This is a genomic window from Rhizobium sp. 01T437 (assembly GCF_056398505.1).
The window spans coordinates 43,223-64,988 of the sequence record NZ_JBFTPM010000025.1 but is presented as its reverse complement, the minus strand read 5'-3'; the positions used below and the strand labels follow the sequence as shown (position 1 = coordinate 64,988).

The 21,766-nt window shown below is 57.7% G+C and carries 25 protein-coding genes, 1 tRNA gene and 6 pseudogenes; 19 read left to right on the top strand and 13 right to left on the bottom strand.

Features of this window, described 5'->3' with window-relative positions; all coding sequences use genetic code 11:
* The 4 genes and pseudogenes from AC1DM5_RS31920 to AC1DM5_RS31905 all read left to right on the top strand — a co-directional run.
* Window positions 1–251, top strand: a 251-nt coding sequence (locus AC1DM5_RS31920) for a LysR substrate-binding domain-containing protein (RefSeq protein ID WP_477976577.1), incomplete at its 5' end; no start/stop codon positions are given.
* A gap of 47 nt (window positions 252–298) precedes the next feature.
* Window positions 299–952, top strand: a pseudogene (locus AC1DM5_RS31915) (PrkA family serine protein kinase); the annotation flags it as partial.
* Window positions 953–955: 3 nt separating this feature from the next.
* A pseudogene (locus AC1DM5_RS31910) lies at window positions 956–1,027 on the top strand (hypothetical protein); the annotation flags it as partial.
* Window positions 1,028–1,901: 874 nt separating this feature from the next.
* A pseudogene (locus tag AC1DM5_RS31905) lies at window positions 1,902–2,240 on the top strand (metallophosphoesterase family protein); the annotation flags it as partial.
* A 134-nt stretch (window positions 2,241–2,374) separates the two neighbouring features.
* Here the strand turns inward: AC1DM5_RS31905 and AC1DM5_RS31900 are convergent.
* Both AC1DM5_RS31900 and AC1DM5_RS31895 read right to left on the bottom strand, forming a co-directional pair.
* Window positions 2,375–2,818 (bottom strand): annotated as a pseudogene (locus AC1DM5_RS31900) (pyridoxamine 5'-phosphate oxidase family protein).
* 59 nt (window positions 2,819–2,877) lie between these two features.
* Window positions 2,878–3,108: a hypothetical protein gene (locus AC1DM5_RS31895; protein ID WP_477822758.1), complete on the bottom strand. Its 231-nt coding sequence runs from the start codon at window positions 3,106–3,108 to the stop codon at window positions 2,878–2,880.
* Window positions 3,109–3,931: 823 nt separating this feature from the next.
* Between AC1DM5_RS31895 and AC1DM5_RS31890 the strand changes: the two are divergent.
* Together AC1DM5_RS31890 and AC1DM5_RS31885 are read left to right on the top strand one after the other, a co-directional pair.
* Window positions 3,932–4,337, top strand: a pseudogene (locus AC1DM5_RS31890) (DUF1515 domain-containing protein).
* Window positions 4,338–5,363: 1,026 nt separating this feature from the next.
* A complete protein-coding gene (locus AC1DM5_RS31885) occupies window positions 5,364–5,540 on the top strand; it encodes a hypothetical protein (RefSeq protein WP_477976575.1) in 177 nt (58 codons plus the stop codon).
* 232 nt (window positions 5,541–5,772) lie between these two features.
* Here AC1DM5_RS31885 and AC1DM5_RS31880 read toward each other — a convergent pair whose 3' ends face one another.
* The 4 genes and pseudogenes from AC1DM5_RS31880 to AC1DM5_RS31865 all read right to left on the bottom strand — a co-directional run bounded on the left by AC1DM5_RS31880 (window position 5,773) and on the right by AC1DM5_RS31865 (window position 7,115).
* Entirely contained in the window at window positions 5,773–6,009 is a 237-nt protein-coding gene (locus tag AC1DM5_RS31880) for a DUF6894 family protein (RefSeq protein ID WP_477822756.1), read from the bottom strand.
* 2 nt (window positions 6,010–6,011) lie between these two features.
* Window positions 6,012–6,320, bottom strand: a complete 309-nt coding sequence (locus tag AC1DM5_RS31875; RefSeq protein WP_477822755.1) for a hypothetical protein — start codon at window positions 6,318–6,320, stop codon at window positions 6,012–6,014.
* 199 nt (window positions 6,321–6,519) lie between these two features.
* On the bottom strand, window positions 6,520–6,819 hold the full coding sequence (locus AC1DM5_RS31870) for a hypothetical protein (protein WP_477822754.1): 300 nt from the start codon (window positions 6,817–6,819) through the stop codon (window positions 6,520–6,522).
* A pseudogene (locus AC1DM5_RS31865) lies at window positions 6,820–7,115 on the bottom strand (CopG family transcriptional regulator).
* A gap of 361 nt (window positions 7,116–7,476) precedes the next feature.
* Between AC1DM5_RS31865 and AC1DM5_RS31860 the strand changes: the two are divergent.
* Window positions 7,477–7,620, top strand: coding sequence for a hypothetical protein (locus AC1DM5_RS31860; RefSeq protein WP_477822753.1), 144 nt, complete (start codon window positions 7,477–7,479; stop codon window positions 7,618–7,620).
* A gap of 8 nt (window positions 7,621–7,628) precedes the next feature.
* Here the strand turns inward: AC1DM5_RS31860 and AC1DM5_RS31855 are convergent, their stop codons facing one another.
* Entirely contained in the window at window positions 7,629–7,802 is a 174-nt protein-coding gene (locus AC1DM5_RS31855) for a DUF982 domain-containing protein (RefSeq protein ID WP_113207628.1), read from the bottom strand.
* Window positions 7,803–7,973: 171 nt separating this feature from the next.
* Entirely contained in the window at window positions 7,974–8,219 is a 246-nt protein-coding gene (locus AC1DM5_RS31850; protein WP_477822751.1) for a DUF982 domain-containing protein, read from the bottom strand.
* A 113-nt stretch (window positions 8,220–8,332) separates the two neighbouring features.
* On the opposite strand from AC1DM5_RS31850, the gene AC1DM5_RS31845 reads away from it, so the two are divergent.
* Both AC1DM5_RS31845 and AC1DM5_RS31840 read left to right on the top strand, forming a co-directional pair.
* A complete protein-coding gene (locus AC1DM5_RS31845) occupies window positions 8,333–8,488 on the top strand; it encodes a hypothetical protein (protein ID WP_477822750.1) in 156 nt (51 codons plus the stop codon).
* A gap of 1,144 nt (window positions 8,489–9,632) precedes the next feature.
* Window positions 9,633–9,926: a DUF982 domain-containing protein gene (locus AC1DM5_RS31840; RefSeq protein ID WP_477822749.1), complete on the top strand. Its 294-nt coding sequence runs from the start codon at window positions 9,633–9,635 to the stop codon at window positions 9,924–9,926.
* 63 nt (window positions 9,927–9,989) lie between these two features.
* Here the strand turns inward: AC1DM5_RS31840 and AC1DM5_RS31835 are convergent, their stop codons facing one another.
* On the bottom strand, window positions 9,990–10,421 hold the full coding sequence (locus AC1DM5_RS31835; RefSeq protein WP_477822748.1) for a helix-turn-helix domain-containing protein: 432 nt from the start codon (window positions 10,419–10,421) through the stop codon (window positions 9,990–9,992).
* 285 nt (window positions 10,422–10,706) lie between these two features.
* Between AC1DM5_RS31835 and AC1DM5_RS31830 the strand changes: the two genes are divergently transcribed.
* The 4 genes from AC1DM5_RS31830 to AC1DM5_RS31815 all read left to right on the top strand — a co-directional run bounded on the left by AC1DM5_RS31830 (window position 10,707) and on the right by AC1DM5_RS31815 (window position 12,243).
* Window positions 10,707–10,784, top strand: a tRNA-Met gene (locus AC1DM5_RS31830).
* Window positions 10,785–10,896: 112 nt separating this feature from the next.
* A complete protein-coding gene (locus tag AC1DM5_RS31825; RefSeq protein WP_477822747.1) occupies window positions 10,897–11,214 on the top strand; it encodes a hypothetical protein in 318 nt (105 codons plus the stop codon).
* A 469-nt stretch (window positions 11,215–11,683) separates the two neighbouring features.
* Entirely contained in the window at window positions 11,684–11,935 is a 252-nt protein-coding gene (locus tag AC1DM5_RS31820; protein ID WP_104825847.1) for an antitoxin, read from the top strand.
* A complete protein-coding gene (locus tag AC1DM5_RS31815; RefSeq protein WP_477822746.1) occupies window positions 11,932–12,243 on the top strand; it encodes a type II toxin-antitoxin system RelE/ParE family toxin in 312 nt (103 codons plus the stop codon). The genes AC1DM5_RS31820 and AC1DM5_RS31815 overlap by 4 nt, the downstream gene beginning before the upstream one ends.
* A 446-nt stretch (window positions 12,244–12,689) precedes the next feature.
* Here AC1DM5_RS31815 and AC1DM5_RS31810 read toward each other — a convergent pair whose 3' ends face one another.
* The gene (locus AC1DM5_RS31810) at window positions 12,690–13,592 is read right to left on the bottom strand and encodes a LysR family transcriptional regulator (RefSeq protein WP_477822745.1); all 903 of its coding nucleotides are present in this window, start codon (window positions 13,590–13,592) and stop codon (window positions 12,690–12,692) included.
* A 106-nt stretch (window positions 13,593–13,698) separates the two neighbouring features.
* Here AC1DM5_RS31810 and AC1DM5_RS31805 point away from each other — a divergent pair, with 106 nt between their 5' ends.
* Window positions 13,699–14,727 (top strand): zinc-dependent alcohol dehydrogenase family protein, encoded by a 1,029-nt coding sequence (locus AC1DM5_RS31805; RefSeq protein WP_477822744.1) that lies wholly within the window; start codon window positions 13,699–13,701, stop codon window positions 14,725–14,727.
* 241 nt (window positions 14,728–14,968) lie between these two features.
* Here the strand turns inward: AC1DM5_RS31805 and AC1DM5_RS31800 are convergent, their stop codons facing one another.
* Window positions 14,969–15,868: a LysR family transcriptional regulator gene (locus AC1DM5_RS31800; RefSeq protein ID WP_477822761.1), complete on the bottom strand. Its 900-nt coding sequence runs from the start codon at window positions 15,866–15,868 to the stop codon at window positions 14,969–14,971.
* Between the two features lie 118 nt (window positions 15,869–15,986).
* Between AC1DM5_RS31800 and AC1DM5_RS31795 the strand changes: the two genes are divergently transcribed.
* From AC1DM5_RS31795 to AC1DM5_RS31775, 5 genes are all read left to right on the top strand, one after another.
* Window positions 15,987–16,865 carry an NmrA/HSCARG family protein gene (locus AC1DM5_RS31795; RefSeq protein WP_477822743.1) on the top strand — a complete coding sequence of 293 codons (879 nt, stop codon included), beginning with the start codon at window positions 15,987–15,989 and terminating at the stop codon, window positions 16,863–16,865.
* Window positions 16,866–16,901: 36 nt separating this feature from the next.
* Window positions 16,902–17,861: an alpha/beta hydrolase gene (locus AC1DM5_RS31790; protein ID WP_477822742.1), complete on the top strand. Its 960-nt coding sequence runs from the start codon at window positions 16,902–16,904 to the stop codon at window positions 17,859–17,861.
* Between the two features lie 2 nt (window positions 17,862–17,863).
* A complete protein-coding gene (locus AC1DM5_RS31785; RefSeq protein ID WP_477822741.1) occupies window positions 17,864–18,253 on the top strand; it encodes a hypothetical protein in 390 nt (129 codons plus the stop codon).
* Between the two features lie 55 nt (window positions 18,254–18,308).
* The gene (locus tag AC1DM5_RS31780) at window positions 18,309–18,938 is read left to right on the top strand and encodes an NAD(P)-dependent oxidoreductase (protein WP_477822740.1); all 630 of its coding nucleotides are present in this window, start codon (window positions 18,309–18,311) and stop codon (window positions 18,936–18,938) included.
* A 75-nt stretch (window positions 18,939–19,013) separates the two neighbouring features.
* Complete coding sequence (locus AC1DM5_RS31775; RefSeq protein ID WP_477822739.1) at window positions 19,014–20,192, top strand: aminotransferase class V-fold PLP-dependent enzyme; 1,179 nt, start codon at window positions 19,014–19,016, stop codon at window positions 20,190–20,192.
* A 420-nt stretch (window positions 20,193–20,612) separates the two neighbouring features.
* On the opposite strand, the gene AC1DM5_RS31770 is transcribed toward AC1DM5_RS31775, so the two are convergent.
* Window positions 20,613–21,245 carry a class I SAM-dependent methyltransferase gene (locus AC1DM5_RS31770; protein WP_477822738.1) on the bottom strand — a complete coding sequence of 211 codons (633 nt, stop codon included), beginning with the start codon at window positions 21,243–21,245 and terminating at the stop codon, window positions 20,613–20,615.
* A 103-nt stretch (window positions 21,246–21,348) separates the two neighbouring features.
* The gene (locus AC1DM5_RS31765; RefSeq protein WP_477822737.1) at window positions 21,349–21,762 is read right to left on the bottom strand and encodes a nuclear transport factor 2 family protein; all 414 of its coding nucleotides are present in this window, start codon (window positions 21,760–21,762) and stop codon (window positions 21,349–21,351) included.
* Between the last annotated feature and the right edge of the window lie 4 nt (window positions 21,763–21,766).

The window sequence follows — 21,766 nt, the reverse complement described above, 5'->3', positions numbered from 1 at the left end:
ATCTGACCGACAATGTCGCCTATACCTGCGACGACACCTTCTCGCTGGTGTCGCTCGTCTCCGCCGGTCTTGGCATCGGCTTCGTGCCGGAATGGACGCAGGATCTGCCGAACCGCGGCTTTGAGCTGAAGAAAGTCAAAGGCGTCGACTTCAAGATCGGGCTCGGTGTCGCTTGGAACAGGGAAGATCCGACCGCCTCGCGCGACGACATCATCGATATCGCACGATCGTTGGTGCGGCCGGGCAGGTGAGTCTGGTGTGACTTTGTCTTACCGATAGGCCGTCGCCTGACCGCGACATCATCGATACAGCCAAGGATCCGCGGCTCGGGCGGGTCTTCATGAACAGGACGATCCGAACCTATCCGGCCTTTGCGGGATTTTTCGGTATGGAAGAGACGATCGAGCGGATCGTGTCCTTCTTCCGGCATGCAGCCCAGGGCCTGGAAGAGCGTAAGCAGATCCTCTACCTGCTCGGTCCCGTCGGCGGTGGCAAGTCTTCGCTTGCGGAGCGCCTGAAGCAGCTCATGGAGGTCAATCCCATTTATGTGCTGAAGGCCGGCGACGACTTGAGCCCGGTCTTCGAAAGCCCCCTCAATCTCTTCGATCCTCTGGCCATGGGGCCGTTGCTGCTCGAAGAATACGGTATCCCTACCCGTCGCCTCAGTGGCCTGATGAGCCCATGGTGCCTGAAGCTCCTCGACGAGTTCGACGGCGATATCTCTCGCTTCCGCGTCGTGAAAATCCAGCCGTCCCGCCTTCGCCAAATCGCGATCGCCAAGACCGAACCGGGTGACGAGAACAACCAGGACGTCTCATCGCTGGTCAGTAAGGTCGATATCCGCAAGCTCGAGCACTATTCGCAGAACGATCCATCCCTGCCCATTTCGACTGAAGCGGAATGGCAGACTTTCAAGGCCAACAAGAACAGTGAGACCTTCATTGACCGCACCTGAGTCATCAAGGTTCCCTATTGCCTCCGGGTCACGGAGGAGCAGAAAATCTACGAGAAACAGGGAGATAATTGAAGCCGTTGTTCGTCAATCTCTACACGGTGCTGCCCAGCAGGCTCTCCGAACAACAGGCGGCGAATAATACCGGGCGCATTGAGGCATTGCCATAGTGATGAATATTCATCGGAGGTTAAATGGCCAGGTTACGCGCACTTTTTTGTGTAGCGATGCCGGAATGCCAGTCATGTCTTATTTCCGTCCAGGAGGACCTTGATCTTTCGCAATATTGGCGCACCATCTTACTTAGCGAAGGCGAAAATCACGTGATGTGACCTTTGCTAGTGCTCTGCTCAGTGTGGTGAAGGACCTGCTCAGAGATTGGTTGTAACTGCAAAAGATCGAAAGGATGACATTTGACGACAGAAGCAATCGCTGTCGCTCTACCGGTATTGATGTCAATACCGGCAGCGATTTGGGCTACAGTACAGATCTATGATCGGCTGCGAAAAAGAAAAGAGCCCCCACGCTAAAGGCCCTCAAACCAAAATAGCTCGTCGGGGGTGAAGGCCCGGCGAGCTATCTAGTTTTATGAGGTCAAATGACATTTGACCACAGAAGCTCTTTGTTTATCTGCCAAAACACGCAGAGCGTCAAACTTATTCGGTGCAAGATCACAGGCACTTGAACCATACCAGCGCCAGATCCCGTTCGCCTACAATATGTTCGCTCGGAAGTCGCTGTTCAGGTGCTTCAAAGGGGAGAGGCGGTCGTGAAAGCCCGCTTCGCGCGGGCAAAAAGTAAGAGCATGACCGGCCCTGCGTTTAGGGGCAGTGCGGGTTTCCTCAGGTTGGGACCGACATCTAAAGCAGTGGATAACCCCTGCAACGCGCTGCCACCGAGAGAGCATCGGGATAGGTTGCTGTTTGGATTCTCGACCCGAAGAGATTTCGTGACGTCATTCAAGTTCATTCACGCGGCTGATCTCCACTTGGGTAGTCCTTTTCGCGGGCTCTCCGTCAAGGACGAGCAGCTTGCTGCGATTTTCGCGAAGGCAACCAGAGAAGCATTCTCGGTTCTGGTCAGTCGCGCGATCGAACTTTCGATCGACTTCATGATCATCGCGGGAGACATCTACGACGGAGACTGGAAGGACAACAAGATCGGCTTGTTCTTCAATCGTGAAATGGGGAAGCTCCAGCGAGCGGGTATTCCCGTCTATCTGCTCCGCGGCAACCACGATGCAGCAAGCGTGATCACGAAGACGATCACGCTCCCGGCCAATGTGCATCTGGCCGAGGCGCGATGCCTACGCCGTGGTAACCACCCATGCTCGGCGCGCAGTTATACTGCGGTAGCGACGTGCAAAAAGATATCCGCGAAAGTGCGGAGAAAAGCAGTCCAAAGTTAAGTGCCAGATGGCCGTCAAATCGCCTGTCGTCCCGAAAGCGCTTCGATCGAAAGACTGAAGAAGATCGGGCTCTCCGGACGTTCGTCCGTATCAAGGCCGAGATTAAAAGACCCGGGCTCCCACCAGAGGGTCCGTTTTTCCAGCAGAGACCATGCATGGATGCGTTCGCTCCGCCGCTCGGGAGTATCCGTCAATTCCTCAAAACGACCATGAGCGAGGACGCTTTTCCATCGTCTGTCCTGGCCCAGCTCTCCGACGTGCAGGCTGGCAAAGGGGCTTGCCCGAAGTCGGTCGATCTTCAGGCCAGGCATGGAAAACATGAATAGCCGGCGCCCTTCAGAGGCGTAATGAATAGGCACGATATAGGGGTACTACTCACCATTGCATCCGAGATGGCCAAACACCTGGGTCGCGAGAAATTTGATGCAATCGTCGTCGTTCATTTTCCGCAGCTGCATCCTAGCCTCCAGCAAGTTTGGCCGATCCGCCGCACGACTATTGTCCTCAGATCACGACGTCACTCGGAGTGTGATGTCACATTGAGGAAGTCCTCCAGACGGTTCAGGTGGTAAATGACTCGTCTCTTTCGGTCGTAGAGTCTTCCCAGCAGCGCATTTTGCACATCCAGCGACCTACCGGTCAGCTGCAGCCTCTTGACGACGATTTCCTGGCCGATGATGCGCTGCTCAGCCCTGACGGCACGGAGCCTTGCAAACTTCAGATCGTTTTTTCCAAATTTCATCGTCATATAAGCCGCCGATCTTTCGCTATCCGCGCCTGGCCGAGACGCTGTTATTCGCGGCCATTGCCCCGGAGGGCCGACTGCAAATCAAATTCACTGCCGGTAAATTCTATCATAGCACGTTTTCCAGATATCCGTTGATATATTAATATCTCTATCGATTAGCGTCTATATTGTTGTGATTATCGGAATGCCAATGAAGAAATTCATTATCGGAGCCCAAAAATTAATCGACTGAAATCGACGGAAATATTATTTTTGTGATGAAAAACATTTCGAATATACTGAAGTATTATTTTGGAGTCATCATGAACATACAGTGAATTTTCAAGCGTTTATAAAGTAGCGATTTCTAAATCATGGCCGAGCGCCACGTGCGTGGAACGAACACCGATCAAAGCAGGACAGCCGTCTCCGTGTTAGGTCAGTCGGCGAGTTGGCCAGGCCGGCCCGTTCATCAAGCCACCGAGAGTAGGGTTTTATGTTCTAAACCGCTCGGTTCAATTGCTGAGCAGATCCCACTTGTGACCCGATGGACCTCGGCCCTGATTACCAAGGCTTCAAAGGCAGGGGCATAGATGGGTGATGTCGCTACTTCAGACCAAAAAGAAGCCCGCCGAAGCGGGCAGTCGGGACAACAGGACGTGGACCGTACGGCGCCTGCTGGGCACAGCAGAGACGGGGCGCGTCTTTACCGCACGATCCAAGATATTAAACCATGAAGTAAAGAGAATGTTCCTCGGGCCGCTCCGCCGGGGGCTTTTCGCTATCCGAATGCCGGGGCAGGGCGCGACTGCAATTGCATTCGAATCGAAAGGGCCGACGGCTGATGACTTCAAATGGCGATATTCTGCGCGCTCGGCCGCGTCGAGGAGGGGGTGAAGCGGATACGGAAGGACTTCCAGGAAGAGAAGCAAAACGCCCACGAAAGCAGGACTGTCATCCATTCCAGACTCGATAATCAGGCGAAGCAGATCGCCCACCTCGATACCACGGTCGCAATAAGCGGCGGTGTCGATGCCCAAATCCGCGAGGAGATCAAAGCCCTCAAGGAAACCGTGGATCGCAATCATGCTTCAGTTCAGCCCGCGCTCGAGGAGTGGAAGCGGATGAAGACGCTCGGGGTAGGGATCTCCGGCCTCATAGCCTTCGCCGGCCTGACGATCGGCGGTATCGTTGCCTATATCGGAGACGGTGCGGTTGCTGCCATCCGACATTGGCTGAAGATTAGCTGAGCAGCCACTTCACGCTGGCATTAAGTGCTACTGCCGCAGGCGCCGGCCGCGCTTTTTCTAGCTAGCGCGTTTCAGGGGGTCGCGGGAGGATGGAGTGGGCGTCTGCGCCGGTTCGGATTCTGCGGGTGCCTTGCTGCCGCGAAGTTGCGAGATCCCAAGCTGAACGACTTTGATCATATTAGTCATCCGCGGCCCATGGCTGTCCTGGTACTGTTGTAGCGTAGGGGTATTGAGCGTGACGTCGATCAGCGCAGAAATGCGATTTTCTCTCACCACTTTGGCGCCGACCTCCCACACCCGTTTAAATAATATCCGATCCGATTCAATAATTGGCATGACGCTCCAGTAGCTGATTGGCCCGACGCACATGTCGAGCTGAGAAGAGTTGGTAGAACTAGAGGGGGCCTTCCTGTCATCAAGCGGACTAAAGTCTGACGCTGTGCGAACAACACGTGCTGTTGCAATAACGCACCACATTGCGCTTTCGGTAGCCATTGGATCCATGAAATCATCGCGTCAAGCGCGACTATATCCAATCTCAGCACCAGATGATTGAAGATCAATTAGCCATTAGGGCCGATCATCCCTGCTTCCCCGCATCCCGTTATGCCTCATCAAGCGATGGTAATACTCCTCGACCATCCGCATAGCTTCCCGTCCCCCTGGCTCGACCCCCTGATGTGGCGTCAACCGCTGGCGCACCAAAGAGACGAAACCGCCATTCCAGCGGCAAAGCTTTTTGTTCACCAAGGCGCACCATCTTTTGATTGAATTAAGTAGGACTCTACACGCATAAAGGAGTAAGGTCTTATCGTCGGCCCGGAAGTACAACGGTAGAGGCCGCTTGGGAGACCACGGGTGCTCTTGCCGCAACATTAGGTGCCGGCGATGTCTCTACTCCATCTGCTTTCGTTGCAGGACGATGAAATCGATCAGATCACAGCAGTCGTTCAGAAATGGTCTTCCGCCCATCGTACCCCCGTGGACAGTCAACGAGGACGCCGGGCGATGTGTGAGGCGGTGAGCATGGTCCTTCTTGCCAAGCAATCCCATGAACTTCTCTATGATGAGCTTAGCCGCCACATGGACAAGCCAGTCATAGAATTCGAAACGAACGCGCCTCCACTCGACAATATCCTGTCAGTTGAAACGGCAGGACAGAAACTCATTCTGTTCGAGATGAAGGCTGCCGAGCGTGATTGAGGAGGCTAGCCAGTGCACCAATCGTTTTTATGGTGCGGAGTCCAGGTCCTGGCAAATCCGTCCTTGAGAAATTTGCTCCCGATCTCTTCTCTATTCGTTCGATAGATGTTTGCTTCGGCGTGTTGTCACAGCCTTGATCTCGATCCGCAGGCCGCGTTCTTCCAACGCTCTTTCAGCCTTCCCTTGGCGAGGCGCCTAAAATAAGCCAAATCGCTGGTCAATTCGATCGGCGCTAGGCGAACTTCAAGACCGATTTGAACGGGACCTCGCGAACAACGCGACCATCTTCAGAAGTGATGAGGAAAGACTGACCGTCGATGACATCGCCAGACAGCAGCCTTTCCGCCAGAATTTCCCTCGCACCGAGAATAGCTTCCTCTTCCGCCTTCTCAATTGTAGGGAGATCAATCCCCTCTGGATCTTCCTCGATGCTTTCGCCATTTCGAACATGGAAGTAAAAAACCGGCATGTTTAGTGTCCTTCAAAAAGCGTGCCGAGTTGCTGTAACGGAAAAAAGGGCGAGAAGTTCCCGACGAGGTGGACCGCGCAAACGAACCGCAGGGCTTTGAAGGGATCATCACGGAAACGGTTCGCCGCACGGTCCGCGCGTGAAACGCAGACGTGGACCGAAAGTTCCATTTCAACGACGTTTGCCGTTTTTGACTTCGTGTAATGTTCTTCATCCAACCGCGAGGCTTCGCGCGCCGTCTCTGACCATCCGTGCTGCGGCATGCCGCACTCACGAGGCGAGCCCACATTGCCACATTCCGCTCTTGCCATGGGACAGGGCACGCCTCCCGCCTGGCATTCTCAGACATGTCTTTAGGCGCGCTGGAACTTAAGTTTTCGTCGCGAGTTACATCGTGCGGACCGTGCATCCGGGGGATTGAAGCCTTGACCCCACTAAAGTCGGCTGTGCGGTCCACCTGCACCTACTGTCCAGGCGCCGCGGCCCATGAGCTGGACAAAATTGACAATCCTACCTCCGCAGCTCATGCAACTCGATAATCCCAAACAGACCCAGAATCGTGAACATCGTCAAGAAGGACGTCACCAGCAGCATGAAAGGCATGCCGAAGAAGAACTTTGCTTTCGGCGACTCCAGGGAGCGCTCATCAGGGTACCGTGAGGAATAGATATTGGGTCCGAAATCTTTGCTGAAATCGAAACCGTTCCTGCGGTAGAAAATAATGGACCTGATGTACCAGTACCAGAAGTAGGCGCAAAAGCCGCCCGCGAAGCACGGGCCAATCCAGAGATCAAATCGGTCTTGGTTCAATCACGCTTCCCCATCAACATCGCTATCTTCGTCAAACTCATGCACCGGCAGATAGGTGTTCTTCTCCATCCACTCCCGGACGATGAGCCGAACGGTATCATTGTGCGTCTTGCCGAACTCGTCAGACAGATCCCGAAGAGCCTCTTCCATGTCGTCGTCGAAGGCGATCGATCCGGAGTTGCGCAATAGCAACGCGGCGCGGCGCGGCGCAGCATGATCTGCAGATCAGCCCTGTAAATGTCGGCGATCCGATCGGCGGCATCTTCGAGACGGGTGGGCATGTCGGGCATGGTCATGGTGTCTCGGCCGGGTGGCGTCTAAGCGGATGCGGCCTACGACGGGGTGGTAGCTGCCATCCGGCGGGCTGAAGTTCAATTAGCACGCTGATCCCCATGCGGCGACAAGCCCCGGTAATTCAGCGGCTGGTGCTCGCTACAATACCAGAGGGTGATCGCCTTGCTCTCCTCAAAACCGTAGCAACCCCATTTGGGGCACCTCGACCCGTCCGGCCCTTCGTGGTCGCAATAGTGGTCAACAATCACATTGGCGCCTGGCGCGCTTGAGTGGCCCTCGTTGCTCACTACATTGCCTTCCCTCTGTCACTGCGGCCGTGACACTCCTTCAGTCTGTCATGATGATCTTCGGCTCGCCTCCGCCATGACCTGGCTAGACGACCACGGTAAGGGCTCCAAGAAGCCCCGCCCTGATCACGAAATCGAAACCAAGGAATACGACATCGCCCGCTTTGAGGAGATCAAGGCGGCGTATGTGACGCTAGCCAAGAGGGAGCAGGCGGCATGAACGGCTCTTTATCCGCGAGCAGCCGCCAACTCGACTGCCTTCCTTGCGTCTTCAGACCGGATTCGACCGTCGATGACGTCTCGGCAGGCATTCCATGCGCGCTTCCATTTCGGAGTGTCCTGGTTGGGCTCGTGGATGAGCCAGTTGATAGCCTCCTCAGGGGAGCCGACTACAATGCGCATGCGGCTGTCTCCCAGGACGAGGGGAGTGTTCCAGCGATGTACCATCATGGCTGCTCTCCAACTGTTTGCGCCTCAAAGAAGGTTAATTCCCAGCTGCCTCGCATCGTTCCAGATCAAGTGAGTAATAATGATTTTGCAGAGAGCGCCGCATCAATCGACGCTCAAGTTCGATCAACGCCTGAGGATGCCGGCTTCCTCAGCCGCGCGAATGAAGGCGAGCTGTGCTTTTTTGCTGGCAACCTTCCCGTCGATCGCCGCGAGACAGGCTCGCCGAGCAGCGGAAAAGGATTTGCCTCCTTTTGTGGGCCAAGAGTTCATGAGGCACGCCATTGCATCCCGCGTGCTGGTGACGCTCCGGAAATGATTGGAGTTTTCGATCATCAATTCGATTGGCTTGTCCCACAGATCGTCGCTCATGTTGTCACCTCAGGAGTGTTCACCGCGGATGAAATTCGCAGCCTGCCCACTCGTTCCGGCTATCGGACTGAGGTCCCTGGTGCGTATGCGACTAAAGGCCGGGGGGGTCGCCTATGACCTTCCTCGAAGCCTTCACCAAGTACGGGCCTGACGTCGAGCGTATCGCTCAAGCCCTTAAGATCACGCCGCCAGAAGCAGATCGCCTCGTCAACGAGCTGATGGACCGCCGGTACGAGAAGCGCGCCCAGTATTGCCGGAGGCCGGCATGACCGAGTGGTTCCGCTCATGGCATGGTGCGCCGACAGATCCAAAGTGGTTAGGGATTGCAAAGCGCTCCGGTGTGGCGCCTGGCATCGCGGTTGCCGTTGCATGGGCACTGATGGACCGCGCTTCCCAAGCTGCGGATCGAGGCTCGATCGACGGATACGACGCGGAAGGTCTACGGGAAAGCCCGATCGCCATGATGGCGGCAAAGGGCCATCTTGAGCCCACCAGGTCGAGGCCGCGATCAAATTTCGCCGACTGTGGGAATCCCTTGGTGGATCTGGTGCGGGGTCGTTTGATTACTCCCGCGAGCCTGTCGACGGCGGCGGCGCGCGGGAGCCGATCACCGATCGTCAGATTGACGCCGGGTTCAAGCTTCAGGAGTGCCGCGAACTGCTCGGCCGCCGGCACTACGACATCGTCAGCAGAGTAGCCCGGGGAGGGATGCACCATCGCCGAGCTAGGTACATCGAAGCGTGCCCGGCACACCCTCGCGGACTACCTTCGCGACGCTCTGGAACGATCTGGCTGTGCATTGGGGCTTCCAAAAGCGAAAAACACCGCAAAATTCGCCATCTGTAGTGTTGCCAAGGTAAACCTTGCACGGTATCTAGTGATTAGTGTGGTGATTTGCGCAGAGCGGTCGCCGAATCAGCCGCCTCCGGGCGGCTTTTCATTTTCATGCGTCGATCTCCGGGCTTTTCGCGGCGGACTTCTTCCGCTTCCGCGGTGCCATTGCCTTGAGCTCGCTCTTGCTGGCCGCTGATTCAGCCTCCCTCGCAAGACGCAACTCGCGGAGGCGAGCTGTCTTTTCAACGCGGGCGGGGTTTTGGGCTGAGATAAGTGCTTGAGATTCCTTGGTGGTGATATCGGCTTTGTCTTCGCGTGCTTTCTGAGTCATCAGTTTTAAGTAGCGCGGTAGCGTCGAAAGAGAAGTCCGACGCAACTACTCAATTTCTTAGATCGGACGGCTTCCCGTTGAAACGATACGGTCTGGCGAAGCACAGTCTGATGGCCAACGGGACGGCTCGTGACCAGCGAGAACCCTGTGGCCCACCCTTCATGTTGGTGCGTTAAAACCCGCCTTGAAATTTCGGCTTCTGCTCCTAAATTTTGCGCCGTCAAACGCGCTTAAGAAAGGAGATGGCGATGGCGAACACCCTGTTTGACGCTCCATTGTTCCTGAAAAAACGGCGATACATTCAGGAACTTGCTAGCCTCGAAGACGTCTTCGATATCCTTGACGACTGGCCGGAAAACGAACGAGATACTACATTCGAGGTGCTTGAAAAGGCTTGTCGCATGGCGGCTCAGGGGATCTTCCCTTTGCCCGCGATACGGGAAAACCTTCGTCGGTTCCTGATAAAGCGGCATATGCTGGCGAACATCGAAGAAGTGCCAATTGTCGCTAAGCGCTCGCATGATAGCAACATAGGCTCGTGAACCCGTTAGCGCGACAGAGCGCAGATTTTCAGCCCGCCCGGTTCCCCGAGGCGGGCTAGGTTTTCATTCTGGCCAATCTGAACCACGGTGTTCAAGGACTGCTTCGGCATGTTTTTTTGCATGGCCGTATGTCTTGGAAGCGTCTTCGGGCAAAAGCCGGATCTGAAGTTCCTTTGATACGTCTATGCTGCCAAGTGTGTAAAAGCGCTCGACTGCATCATTGAAATCCTCAGCCCAGACGGTCCATGGCGCGGTCCATGTTCCTTCCTCATCCCGAAAGCGTGCGAGGAAGAAATGGAGCGGGCGAGCTCCCTTGTGGCGCCCCTGCTGACGGATCAGCCACCCGGCGTATTTGGCTGCCGCCTCATGAACAGGTCGAACGGGACTCTTACCCGCCTCGATATCCTGGTAGCTGCGGAAGGGCATGCCCATCGCCTCAGCCATCTCATGCTGAGTTAGGTCAAGGCTTGCGCGGAAGGCTTTCAGGTCGAACATTGAACGGGCTCCGAAGGTTTGTTATAACCTTGGGGAACCGGAGAGGCTGCAACCCCTCCGGCCCCCAGTTACCGGCTAATGGAGATCGTCAGTCTCCATGCCGAACCGGACTTGGAAGGTGAGCTTGACGCTCATGGTAGCCTCCAGTCCTCCCGAAGCGTGATTGCTTCGGTAAGATTGTTATGCACGAAAACCGTGCTAAACGCAATGGGAAAGCACGGAAACCGTGTTTTATTTAAGCCGTCTGGAGCGATCCGGGCGGCTTTCCGATTTCAGATCACTTCATGTCGGAGTAGAGCAGCCCGGTAGCTCGCCAGCCTCATAAGCTGGAGGTCGCAGGGTCGAATCCTCCCTCCGCAACCAAATCCAGCCCGCCCGTTTCGCCGAGCCGGGTGTAAAGATGAATGCCAAGTTCACATAACGTTCATCCCCATAAGAGCATGGTCGCCCACATTGGAAATCGAAAGGCGTAACCATGAATAGTTTTTCTCGCATCGGTACTGCTGTAGTTGCAGTAGTCATCGCAGCATCGAGTTTTGGCATGGCCTCGGCCGCCCCGTTTGTCGGGCAGCATCCACAGGTGACGTCCGACGTGGAATTGGCCCAGTACCGTGAAGATCGCCGTCCTGACTGGCGTCGCGACCGGCACCACCGGGACCGCTACGAACGTCGTCACGACCGCCGCGGCTACTGGAACGGTCATCGCGGTTACCGGGACTACCGCAAGGGCTACCGTCGCCACAGCGACGGCTACTACTACCCGCGGTCTGTGTTCCAGCTCTACATCCGCTAAGCGGTTTTAGCTTCTTTCGACAACCCCGTCAGAAATGGCGGGGTTTTTTCGTTCCCGAGTCCGGCGGTATCCGGACCAACAAGGAGAAGACGCCATGAGCGTACAGGCAATGTTCTACGCGAAGGAAAATCAACCATTGCTGTTGGTTATGGCTTGGCTCCTTCCCTTCAAGAATACGACATCATACTCGATGTCCTCGGAAGGGCGGGCCATCCCATAACCAACAGCAATGGCCTTATCCGGTATCCGAGACGAAAATAACGGGGCCGGCGGTTCCAATCCCTTCAACTGCAAGGCACACGTCTAGCGACAGGTCTGGGGTTGTGCTCGAGCAGAGGTAGATAGGGCGGATCGGCGTCTTCTTCGAAATAGCAGATCCCTCCAAGCGACATCGGATCAGAGGTATCGGCGATGGCCACATACCCACATATGTGTTAATGTGGGTTTTCTCAGTTCAGGAGCACGTTAGATGAGCCGATTGACGATCGACATAACGGACCAACAACATCAAAGCCTAAAGGCGCTGGCCGCTTTGCAGGGCAAGACAATCAAGCAGTATGCACTTGAGCGCCTCTTTCCCGGTGACACAGATGGAGAACGAGCCTGGGAGGAGTTGAAGACGTTGATGAACACCCGCATCAATGACGGGCTCGCCGGAAAACTGTCGACCAAAACCGTAGGTGAGATCCTCGACGAGGAGATTGCCGAGGGTCGTGCTTGACGGCCTACATTCTTACCGCGGAGGCGGAATCGGATCTACGTTCGGTAATCCACTACACGCGCGCGCAATGGGGTGCTGCCCAGGTACGCCGCTACGTCTCGGGTTTGGAGCGAGGTATCGCAAACCTTGCCGAGGGCAAAGGTCCTTTCAAGGATATGAGCGCGCTTTATCCGGCGTTACGAATGGCGCGATGCCAACACCACTACGTCTTTTGTCTGCCTCGAGAGGATGCGCCCGCCCTCATCGTGGCGATTCTTCATGAACGAATGGATCTCATGAAGCGTTTGGTTGATCGTCTGAACGAATGATGTTTGGACGGAGGCGAGATTACCTGAGCGCAAGACCGACAAATCGTTGTTATCGCGTGGTCAAAAAGGGGGGTCGCCAGTTCTGATCCCTTCAAGATAAAGGTAATTGAACGCTCTCAAGGCAAAGTTAGGGTAACTACGGTCGCGCGAAGCTGCCTGTAGGGCTGGCGGCCAATCCCGGCATCTAACGTAACCGTGCTGGTCAAGAGGCGCCGAGCCCGTCCGGACCATCTATAATGCCACCACGAGAGATTCCATCGTCGCTGATCTTCGCATGGATACGTTTTAAAGCCCTCCGACAGGGCGGACCGATTTCTGCATCCGCTCCGAGTTGGTGTGCGGGGGACCGGGTCTTCGTGGAACGGCATGTCGAAGCGCGGGTCAGATACGTCACTGACTTTCTAGCGGCCTTGCTGCGCGAGCGAGTTTAGACCTCCAGTTGGGGTTCAAGACGGTGATGCGAGTTTCGGCAATTCAAGCACGAGCGCATCAATTGCGGCCCTTATACGAGTGGGCAGGTGCGGTCCATCGGGCCATAAAGCCCAAACCCCCGAAACATGGGACGGTAGGTGACGCAATACCTGCACGAGCTCGCCATTTGCGAGGCGATCTCGAACAAGCCAGTAAGGTAGCCACGCCAGCCCAAGACCTTCAGCTGCTGCGTCTGCAATGACATCGATGTCGTCGAAGCGAAAGCGCGAGACCGGATTGAACGCTTGGATTGTTTCTTCCTGCAGGGTCCAGGCCTGCACAAAGCCGCTGCGCCCGTAGGTGATGGTGTCGTGCGAGACAAGGTCGGACACTGTCTTTGGCTCCCCATGAGCTTCTATATAGGCCGGCGATGCATAAAGCATCGTTTCCTCTTGGCCGATGCGGCGCATCCGGGTCCCCGTTGCGTTTCCTGGTGATCCATTTCGGATCGCCAGATCGAAACCATCTTCCAGAAGATCGACCTTGCGGTCGCTGAAGTTTAGCTCAAGCTCGAGTTCGATGTTTTCCCTTGCGATCTTTCTCAGAACCGGCGCCACGCACATGCGGCCGAACAGGACGGGCATCGACACTCTGAGCTTTCCACGGGGTGCTTTCAGGCCTGAGTCAAACGCCGCCTCGACAGAGCGCAGTTCGGAAATCGCTCTCTGACAATGTTCGTAAAAAAGCTGTCCGTCCGCCGTGACGTTCTGGTGGCGGGTTGTCCGGTCGAACAACCTGACTTTCAGGCCTGCTTCCAGGCGCGCAACCGCTCTTCCGACCGACGAGCGCGACAAGTTCATTCGTCGCCCGGCTTCAGAAAAGCCACCGCTGTCGACTGCGGATATGAAGACGGGAATGTCATCCAAGGAAATCGCCATGATGTGATTGTAGCATCTAGCACAACATAGTCGAGCGAAAAAGGCTCCACTGCTGCGTAGATGAGCATGCTACCGTCCTTTCATCAACTTGAAAAGGATGAGAGCAATGCAGGAATTGATGCAGCGATGGGAACTGTCGGGCTTTGGGCGGGAAAACCTCCACCTGAAAGAAGTGCCGGTTCCATCATTCGGAGACGATGAAGTCCTGATCAAAGTCAACGCAGTCGCCCTGAACTATCGTGACCAGGACGTCATCGCGGGAAATATGGGCGCGTTCCAGTGGCCGTTGACATTGGCGTCTGACATGTCGGGGACTGTGGTTGCAGCAGGGAAGTCGGTCACAGAGTTTGCGGTTGGAAACCGAGCTTTGTCCACCTTCTTCCCGGAATGGACGGATGGTCGCGCTCTTGGTTCGGCCCGTCAGCCAAACTATGAGTCCCTCGGCGGCCACCACCAAGGCGTGCTTTCCGAATATGTGGTCATGCCTGCAGCCTGGCTGACAAAGGGACCGTCCTCGCTCACTGACGTCGAGGCCAGCACGTTGCCGTGCGCGGGTCTCACCGCCTGGTATGCACTGGTGGAACTCGGCCAGATCGATCAGGGTCAGATCGTTCTGATCGAGGGCACCGGTGGGGTCTCACTGTTCGGGGCACAGATCGCCAAGGCAAAAGGTGCGACCGTCATTCTTGTTTCCGGCAGTGACGAGAAGCTCGAACGAGCGAAGGCACTCGTCTTGGCGGACTTCGGCATCAACCGCAGCCGCGAGGACTGGGTCGAGAAGGCCTATGCCATTACGTCTGATCGCGGCGTTGATCACGTTCTCGAAGTTGTCGGTGGCCCGCACTTGGACAAAGCGCTGGCGGCCGTGGCCCCCGGCGGGCGAATATCCATGATCGGTGTTCTCGAGGGTGGCCAGATATCGGCGTCCGTCGGGCCGCTTATTCTCAAGGGACCTGTTATCCAAGGCCTCGCGGTCGGACATCATCGGGCCCAGGAAGATTTTGTAAAGGCGGTCGACGACCTTCAGATCAAACCGGTCATCGACGCTCGATACGCTCTGTGCGATCTCATGCCAGCGCTCGACCATCTCAATCGTGGCGCCTTTGGCAAGATCGTCATCGACCTCTCGCTTTAGACAAACATGCCGATGCATTGATGGATTGTCGAAACTTCATATAGGCCCCGGCGTCTATCGTCGAGACAATGGCGGCCGCGACCGCCATTGTTCCGGCTGCGGAAGCCCACCGGCAGCACCGCGCTGAACGAATTGAGCGCCGAGGGCGGAAACTAGCTAAGCGAACAGGGATCTGGGACATGGCCGGAACCATTTCCGCAGCCCTCCGGGTTGAGGATTGAGGTGCGGCAAGCTCTGCCGCTCATACCGACGGCGCGACAAAGGCCTTCTCTGGAAACGCTCTCCCCACCACCTCCAGGAATGCCCGCACCTTGGCGCCGACCAGGCGGCGTGAACTCTGCAGCGCCCAAATCTCCACGGAGGGACCGGCAAGCGTACCCCAATAGGCAAGCCTGCCGGCCTCGATATCGTGGGCAACGAGCAGTTTGGGCAGCATCGCTGCACCGGCACCCGCGAGTACCGCATCGCGAACCATCAGCAGCGACGAAAGGCGCAGAACCGGCTCCGGCCTCAAGACCATGTCAGCCTGCGTTCCAGAGCCGATCCGCCAAAGGGTCCCGGGTGCTGCCGCGGAAAGCAGAACTGCCTTCACGGCAGCTTCCTCGCCGTCAACGCTCGAAACAGGGTGTGGCATGCCGGGCGGCCCCACGATCAGGCGTTCATCGTGAAGGAAGCGGCGGCCGACGAGGCGCTCGTCCGGCGACGGGTCGATCCGGATGACCAGATCGTAACCGTCCTCGACAGGATCGACCTTGCGGTCCTCGGCAACGATTTCGAGCTGGACCTCCGGATAGGCCAGAGCAAAGCGCGCGGCGATCCTGGGAAGCGCGACATGGGCGAAGACGACAGGGGCGCTGACCCGCAACCTGCCTCTCGGCGTCGATGCGCCAAGCACAACGGCCTCACCGGCTTCCGCGATTTCGCTTAGCAGTCCATGCGTGCGCTCATGCAGCGCCCGACCTTCGTCGGTCAATCGCAGGGTCTGCGAGCCACGCTCAATCAGTCGCACACCGAGGCTCTCCTCGAGCTCGGCGACCCGACGCGACAGCGTGGCTTTAGAGCGTCCAGAGACGCGGGCAGCGCGGCCGAACCCGCTATTGGCAGCGACGAGGTCGAAATCGGACAAAGCCTGAAGATCCATCATCATGTTCCATATTCGAGACACGTAGTCCTGATAATGGCATCTCCAAAACGAGAATGAAACGGCTATCTTCTCCCTTGTCAGACGCAACGCAAACACCGACACAAGGAGATTTGATATGAGCATTCTCGTTTCAGGCAGCACAGGAACCATCGGATCGCAGGTCCTGGCCCATCTTCAAACCCGCAACGCCGACATTCGTGCCCTAACGCGCTCGCCTGAGACGGCGCAGCTTCCCGGCGGCGTCAGAGCGGTCCGCGGCGACCTCGCAGATCCGGACTCGGTGCGCGCAGCACTCGAAGGCGTCAGCACACTGTTCGTGCTCGCCCCCAACGTCGCCGATGAACTGACGCAGGCGATGCTGACCCTGACGGTCGCCCATGAGGCCGGCGTCAAGGGCATCGTCTATCTCTCGGTCTTCGGCGGCGACGCCTACGCCGACGTGCCGCACTTCGCCGGCAAGTACACGGTCGAGCGGATGATCGAAGCACTCGATCTGCCGGCGACGGTCCTGCGTCCCGCCTATTTCATCCAGAACGATCTTCGTCAGAAGGACGGATTGTTGAAGGCTGGTGTCTACGCCTCACCGATCGGCAAGAAAGGTGTTTCGATGGTCGATATCCGCGATATCGGCGAGGCCGCGGCGATCGAGCTGGTGCGCCGTGAGCAATCCCCGATACCGCTTGCTCGCGAGACCTATTCCCTGGTTGGTCCCGACAGCCTGACCGGCGAAGGGATTGCCGGCATCTGGAGCGCTGCCCTCGGCCGCGCCGTCCGCTACGGTGGCGACGATCTCGTCGTCATGGAACAGCGCACGAAAACCATCCTGCCCGCCTGGCACGCGCTCGACCTGCGCCTGATGTTTGGCCGGTACCAGACGGAAGGTGCTGTGGCGAGCGCTGACGAAATCGCCCGCCTGACCAAATTACTCGGTCGCGCCCCGCGCTCCTATGCTGCTTTTGCCCGGGATGCCGCTGCCCAGTGGGCGAACGTCTGATCCCGCGTCCCCATCCACGAACAAAGGAGACCAGCCATGATGACGATCCAACCTCTACTGGCCGAAGACGCTCCCGCGGTGGCCGCGATGCGACAGGCCGCCTCAATTCACAAAGGTGAGCAACTCGGCCCGGAAGCGCGGGCGATGTTCGACGCCATGTTTGCCGCAACACCTGCTGCGGCAAATGTCCGCGTCGAGTCCGCAACAGTCGGCGGGATTGCTGGCTTCCGGGTCCGAGCGTCAAACGCGCGACCCAGGGCGGCCATCCTGTATCTTCACGGTGGCGGCTATGTGCTGGGCTCGGCCCAGCCGTTTACCAGTTTCGTCGGCCAAATCGTGGCACGCGTCGGCGCCGATGCCTTCGTCCCGGATTACCGGCTGGCACCCGAGCACCCGTTTCCGGCCGCGATTGACGATGCGGTCGCCGCCTATCGCGGGCTCGTYGCCGAAGGGACCGAGCGGATCGTGGTCGTAGGCGATTCGGCGGGTGGCGGCCTGACGCTGGCGCTCTTGTCGATCATCGTCGCCGAGAAGACCGAGGGCATGGTGCAGCCGGTCGGCGCAGCAGTGATGTCGCCGTGGACTGACCTCGCGCTCACCGGCGGCAGCTTCGAGACGCGGGCCGAGGCAGACCCCATCTTCACGCACGGCGTGCTTAAAGCCTTCGCCGACCTGTATCTTCAGGGTCAGGATGCCACGAACCCAAAGGGATCACCGATCTACGCCCCACTCAACGGTCTGCCGCCGGTCCGCATCGATGTCGGCGATAACGAGGTTCTGCTCTCCGACGCCATTCGCTACGCGGAGAGGGCGCAAGCGGGGGGCATGGAGATCACGCTTTCGGTCTGGGAGGGCATGCAGCATGTCTTCCAAACTTCCCTTGGCCAGTTTCTCGCGGCCAAGCAGTCCCTGAACGCCATCGGTGATTTCCTTTGCCTGCGGCTCGACACCCTGGCCGACGCCGGTAACCCTTCCAACCCAATCAAAGGAGCATGATCATGACGCGCGTATTGTTTGTGGGACAGAAGCCGGAAACGGTCGACTTTTCCGATCCTTCCCTGCCGCCTGGGTTTAATGCTGAAAAAATACAGGCAGGCATCGACACCGCGGAAACGACCATGACCGAGCGCGGTTGGGACGCCGACATCTGCATGATCGCTCCCGACGACAGTGGCATTGCAACATTGGCCGCACGGCTGGCGACGGCGGACTTTGATTGTATCGGGATCGGGGGCGGCCTGCGCATCCCACCTAATAGATTGGTGTTTTTCGAGAAGGTCGTCAACGCGATCCACCGAGGTGCACCGAAGACGGCGATCGCGTTCAACACCCGCCCCGAAGATACGGCCGCGGCCGCAGCGCGGTGGGTCGGCGAATCCCGTCGGTAAAATTCTCTCGCCGGCCGCTCATTGAAGCGTCACGGCACAACCTCGGAGGTTTGACATGAAAATTCTGGTATTGGGCGCGACGGGCGCCACCGGCCGGCTGATTGTCGGCAAGGCAGTTGCAGACGGGTACGAGGTCGTCGCCCTCGTTCGCTCCAAAGAAAAGGCCTCGGGCCTGGAGGGTGCAGAGCTGATCGAGGGCGATGCCCGCGATGCCGCAGCACTCACCCGCGCTATCGCCGGCTGTGATGCTGTCGTCAGCTCGCTGGGGACGGCCATGAGCCCGTTCAAGGAAGTCACCCTGCTCTCGACGGCGACGCGTGCGCTGGTCGGCGTTATGGCGGCACAGAAGGTTCGTCGTCTGGTGTGCATCACCGGCCTTGGCGCCGGCGACAGCCGAGGCCATGGCGGCTTCTTCTTCGACCGGCTGTTCCTGCCGTTGATGCTGCGAAAGGTCTATGAAGACAAGGATCGCCAGGAAGACGCGATTCGGGCGAGCGCGCTCGATTGGACCATCGTCCGCCCGACGGTGCTCAACGACAAGCCGGCGCGCGGTCACATCAAGGCGTTGACCGACCTGTCTGGCATCCATGGCGGAACCATCTCCCGAGCCGATGTCGCCCAATTTGTCGTCCAACAGATCTCCGCCGATACGTGGTCGCGCAAAGCACCGCTGATCACGTGGTAGGATCGATTGCATCAGCATGGTGGTGCAGCATTGCCATCGAGAGACTAGGTGGCAGGCCAACCTTTAGGAGATATAATGACAATAGACGTCGTGAAAGTCAGGCGCGAGACGCCGGGTGTTCTCCATCGTATCCACCTGAACAATGCTGGTTCAGGATTGATGCCACAGCCGGTACTGGACGCCATGCTCGGTTACTTGACCCGCGAGGCCGAGATTGGTGGTTACGAAGCTGCCGGCGAGGCGGCCACAGAACTGGATGGCGTCTACGATAGCGTCGCACGCCTCTTGGGCGCCAATCGTGATGAGATTGCGCTCACGGAAAACGCGACCGTGGCGTGGCAGCTCGCGTTCTACGCCCTGTCTTTCCAATCAGGAGACCGTATTCTAACAGCTCGCGCTGAATATGCCGCGAACTATGTCGCCTTCCTGCAGGTCTCCAGGCGCACCGGCGCCATAATTGAAGTTATCCCTGACGATGTTGACGGGGTATTGAAACCCGAAGCCCTTGAGAAGATGATCGACGAGCGCGTCAAGGTCATCGCAATCACATGGGTGCCGACAAACGGTGGGCTTCGCAATCCAGCCGCAGCGGTCGGCGACATCGCACGGCGCCATGGCGTGATCTTTCTGCTTGACGCGTGCCAAGCCGTTGGTCAGATGCCCACGCGAGTGGATGAACTCGGCTGCGATATTCTGACTGCGACCGGCCGTAAATTCTTACGCGGTCCACGCGGTACCGGCTTTCTGTATGTCCGCCGTGACCTCATGCTCACGATGGATCCGCCAATGATCGACCACTTCGCCGCACCGTGGGTTACGCCTGACCGCTACGAGTTGCGGGCTGATGCGCGGCGCTTCGAGACCTGGGAAAACAACTATGCCGCTCGCCTCGGGCTAGGACGAGCTGTCGACTACGCACTACAGCTAGGTCTGGAGAATATCGAGACGCGCTGCAGCATCCTATCGGCCCGTTTGCGAGAAGGCCTGCGAGCTGCGCCCGGGATAGTCATTCATGACCTTGGTCGCAACCCTGTCTCCATTGTTTCGTTCTCGATTGAGAAACGCGATGCGACGACCGTAAAGGCGGAGCTTATACAATCGGGTTATAACGTCAGTGTATCCGCACCCTCGAGCACACTTCTTGATGCTACGGCGCGCCATTTGCCCGCGGTGGTTCGAGCATCCCCGCACTATTACAATACCAATGACGAAATCGACAGCTTCGTTCGAGCGGTCGCCACGCTCAGGAAATGATCCTCGGTGCATCTACCGCGGGCTATTTCCAGGGCGTGCGCAAACCTGATTGAACGATCGAAGACACTCGACGCTGGCTTTCGAAGCAGAAGCATGGGATGCCGACCCTTGTTGCGATCATAGATTATCGCAGCGGTTGCGATGCCAGCGAAGCGCGTTTCCCGACCTCTTGCTTGGATGAGGGTCAAATTACGAGGCCTTAGAGAGCCAGAAAATGGGAAGCCGCTGGATCCTTGGAGACATAGTTCGCACTGTGCTCAACACTGGCTGCGATCCGTTCTCAAAGACGGCTTTGCGCCCCAAGCCTGACCTTTGCAGGCTCTCGAGCGAGCCCCGAAAGCTGACGTTTGCTGCAGACTGGCGTAGTTGAGCAATCCTGGCATCCTAGAGAGGTCGGCTTGAGGTTAGCGCCGGCCTCTGTCAGGGCTTTACGAACCGATATGCAAAGCGATCGGTTTCCCCCTTGATCGAGGGATCGAAGACCTTGATCGCGTGTGAATCGTTCCCGTTCGCGAGCAGCTTGCTTTCCGCATCCAGTACGAAGCCGACAGCCTCCACCTCCGCGCGCACGTAGACAGGGTCGATGCGATGTAATGACTGGGCATCGTCTGTGCCGGTCCCGGCGGCGGCGGCGTGATCGACGATGACGTAGAAACCACCGGGCTTCAGCCGTTCGAAGACAGCTCGATTGAAGTCGGCCGCCGTCGCGCCTCTGGCCTGCATCAGCGCGGTGTGGAGATCGTGGTAGAACAGGTGCAGCCACAGGACATCCGCTGGCTGCGTGACCTCCGGCATTGCCACGAGGTCCGCTGAGACGGCTTTGACGTTTCCCCGGCCTGGCTCTTGCGCGAGCGTTCGCATGATGTCAACCGGATCGTTCTTGAAGTGCGCGACCTCGGCCGGCACGAAGCTAATGACTCGACCTTCGTGTCCAACGATGTCGGAGAACCGGCGCGTCCATTCGCCGTCGCCTGGATAAACGTCGATGACGGTGTCACCCGCATCTACGCGTGCGAACCGGATCAACTCGGATAGTTTGGATTGGTCGTACATAGGTATCTCCTTCAGGAAAGTCTTCGATGGGCACAGCGAGCGAGGGGCGACTGATTGGGTGATCCACCGGCCACCCTGAGCCGATTGCGGAACGTGGCCAACGCTAAGCTGGACCGGACGTGTCCACCTGCGCGGCCCGGGCCAGCGCTTGCGTGTCGACATATTCCCGGATGCTGGTCAGTTTGTCGTCCTGGACCGTGATGGCGAAGATCCAGTCGTCCTCGAACGGCTTGTTCGTGGCTTTGACCTTCCCGTTGGCGAAGCCGACGACGAGAACCCGGTCTCCTTGTGCGACAAACTCCCGGGGTTCCGTAGAGGTTTCCATCGACCTGGATGCCGTGTCCAGCAGACCCGCCAGCCCCGCGTGTCCGCGGTAGGTGCCGGCCAGCGGCCAGTCAGTGCCCGGAATAATCCACTCGATATCTTCCGCGACCAGCGCCAGCAGAGCCTCCCTGTCGCCGCGACCGATCGCGGCAAAGAAGTTCTTCACGGTTTGGATGTTCTTCTCAATACTCATGGGA

Coding starts and splice junctions, on each gene's coding strand:
- AC1DM5_RS31895 (WP_477822758.1), bottom strand. CDS start 3,108: ATGACGATGAAATTTGGAAAAAACGATCTGAAGTTTGCAAGGCTCCGT.
- AC1DM5_RS31885 (WP_477976575.1), top strand. CDS start 5,364: ATGGTCCTTCTTGCCAAGCAATCCCATGAACTTCTCTATGATGAGCTT.
- AC1DM5_RS31880 (WP_477822756.1), bottom strand. CDS start 6,009: ATGCCGGTTTTTTACTTCCATGTTCGAAATGGCGAAAGCATCGAGGAA.
- AC1DM5_RS31875 (WP_477822755.1), bottom strand. CDS start 6,320: ATGGCAAGAGCGGAATGTGGCAATGTGGGCTCGCCTCGTGAGTGCGGC.
- AC1DM5_RS31860 (WP_477822753.1), top strand. CDS start 7,477: ATGACCTGGCTAGACGACCACGGTAAGGGCTCCAAGAAGCCCCGCCCT.
- AC1DM5_RS31855 (WP_113207628.1), bottom strand. CDS start 7,802: ATGCGCATTGTAGTCGGCTCCCCTGAGGAGGCTATCAACTGGCTCATC.
- AC1DM5_RS31850 (WP_477822751.1), bottom strand. CDS start 8,219: ATGAGCGACGATCTGTGGGACAAGCCAATCGAATTGATGATCGAAAAC.
- AC1DM5_RS31845 (WP_477822750.1), top strand. CDS start 8,333: ATGACCTTCCTCGAAGCCTTCACCAAGTACGGGCCTGACGTCGAGCGT.
- AC1DM5_RS31840 (WP_477822749.1), top strand. CDS start 9,633: ATGGCGAACACCCTGTTTGACGCTCCATTGTTCCTGAAAAAACGGCGA.
- AC1DM5_RS31835 (WP_477822748.1), bottom strand. CDS start 10,421: ATGTTCGACCTGAAAGCCTTCCGCGCAAGCCTTGACCTAACTCAGCAT.
- AC1DM5_RS31825 (WP_477822747.1), top strand. CDS start 10,897: ATGAATAGTTTTTCTCGCATCGGTACTGCTGTAGTTGCAGTAGTCATC.
- AC1DM5_RS31820 (WP_104825847.1), top strand. CDS start 11,684: ATGAGCCGATTGACGATCGACATAACGGACCAACAACATCAAAGCCTA.
- AC1DM5_RS31810 (WP_477822745.1), bottom strand. CDS start 13,592: ATGGCGATTTCCTTGGATGACATTCCCGTCTTCATATCCGCAGTCGAC.
- AC1DM5_RS31805 (WP_477822744.1), top strand. CDS start 13,699: ATGCAGGAATTGATGCAGCGATGGGAACTGTCGGGCTTTGGGCGGGAA.
- AC1DM5_RS31800 (WP_477822761.1), bottom strand. CDS start 15,868: ATGGATCTTCAGGCTTTGTCCGATTTCGACCTCGTCGCTGCCAATAGC.
- AC1DM5_RS31795 (WP_477822743.1), top strand. CDS start 15,987: ATGAGCATTCTCGTTTCAGGCAGCACAGGAACCATCGGATCGCAGGTC.
- AC1DM5_RS31785 (WP_477822741.1), top strand. CDS start 17,864: ATGACGCGCGTATTGTTTGTGGGACAGAAGCCGGAAACGGTCGACTTT.
- AC1DM5_RS31780 (WP_477822740.1), top strand. CDS start 18,309: ATGAAAATTCTGGTATTGGGCGCGACGGGCGCCACCGGCCGGCTGATT.
- AC1DM5_RS31775 (WP_477822739.1), top strand. CDS start 19,014: ATGACAATAGACGTCGTGAAAGTCAGGCGCGAGACGCCGGGTGTTCTC.
- AC1DM5_RS31770 (WP_477822738.1), bottom strand. CDS start 21,245: ATGTACGACCAATCCAAACTATCCGAGTTGATCCGGTTCGCACGCGTA.
- AC1DM5_RS31765 (WP_477822737.1), bottom strand. CDS start 21,762: ATGAGTATTGAGAAGAACATCCAAACCGTGAAGAACTTCTTTGCCGCG.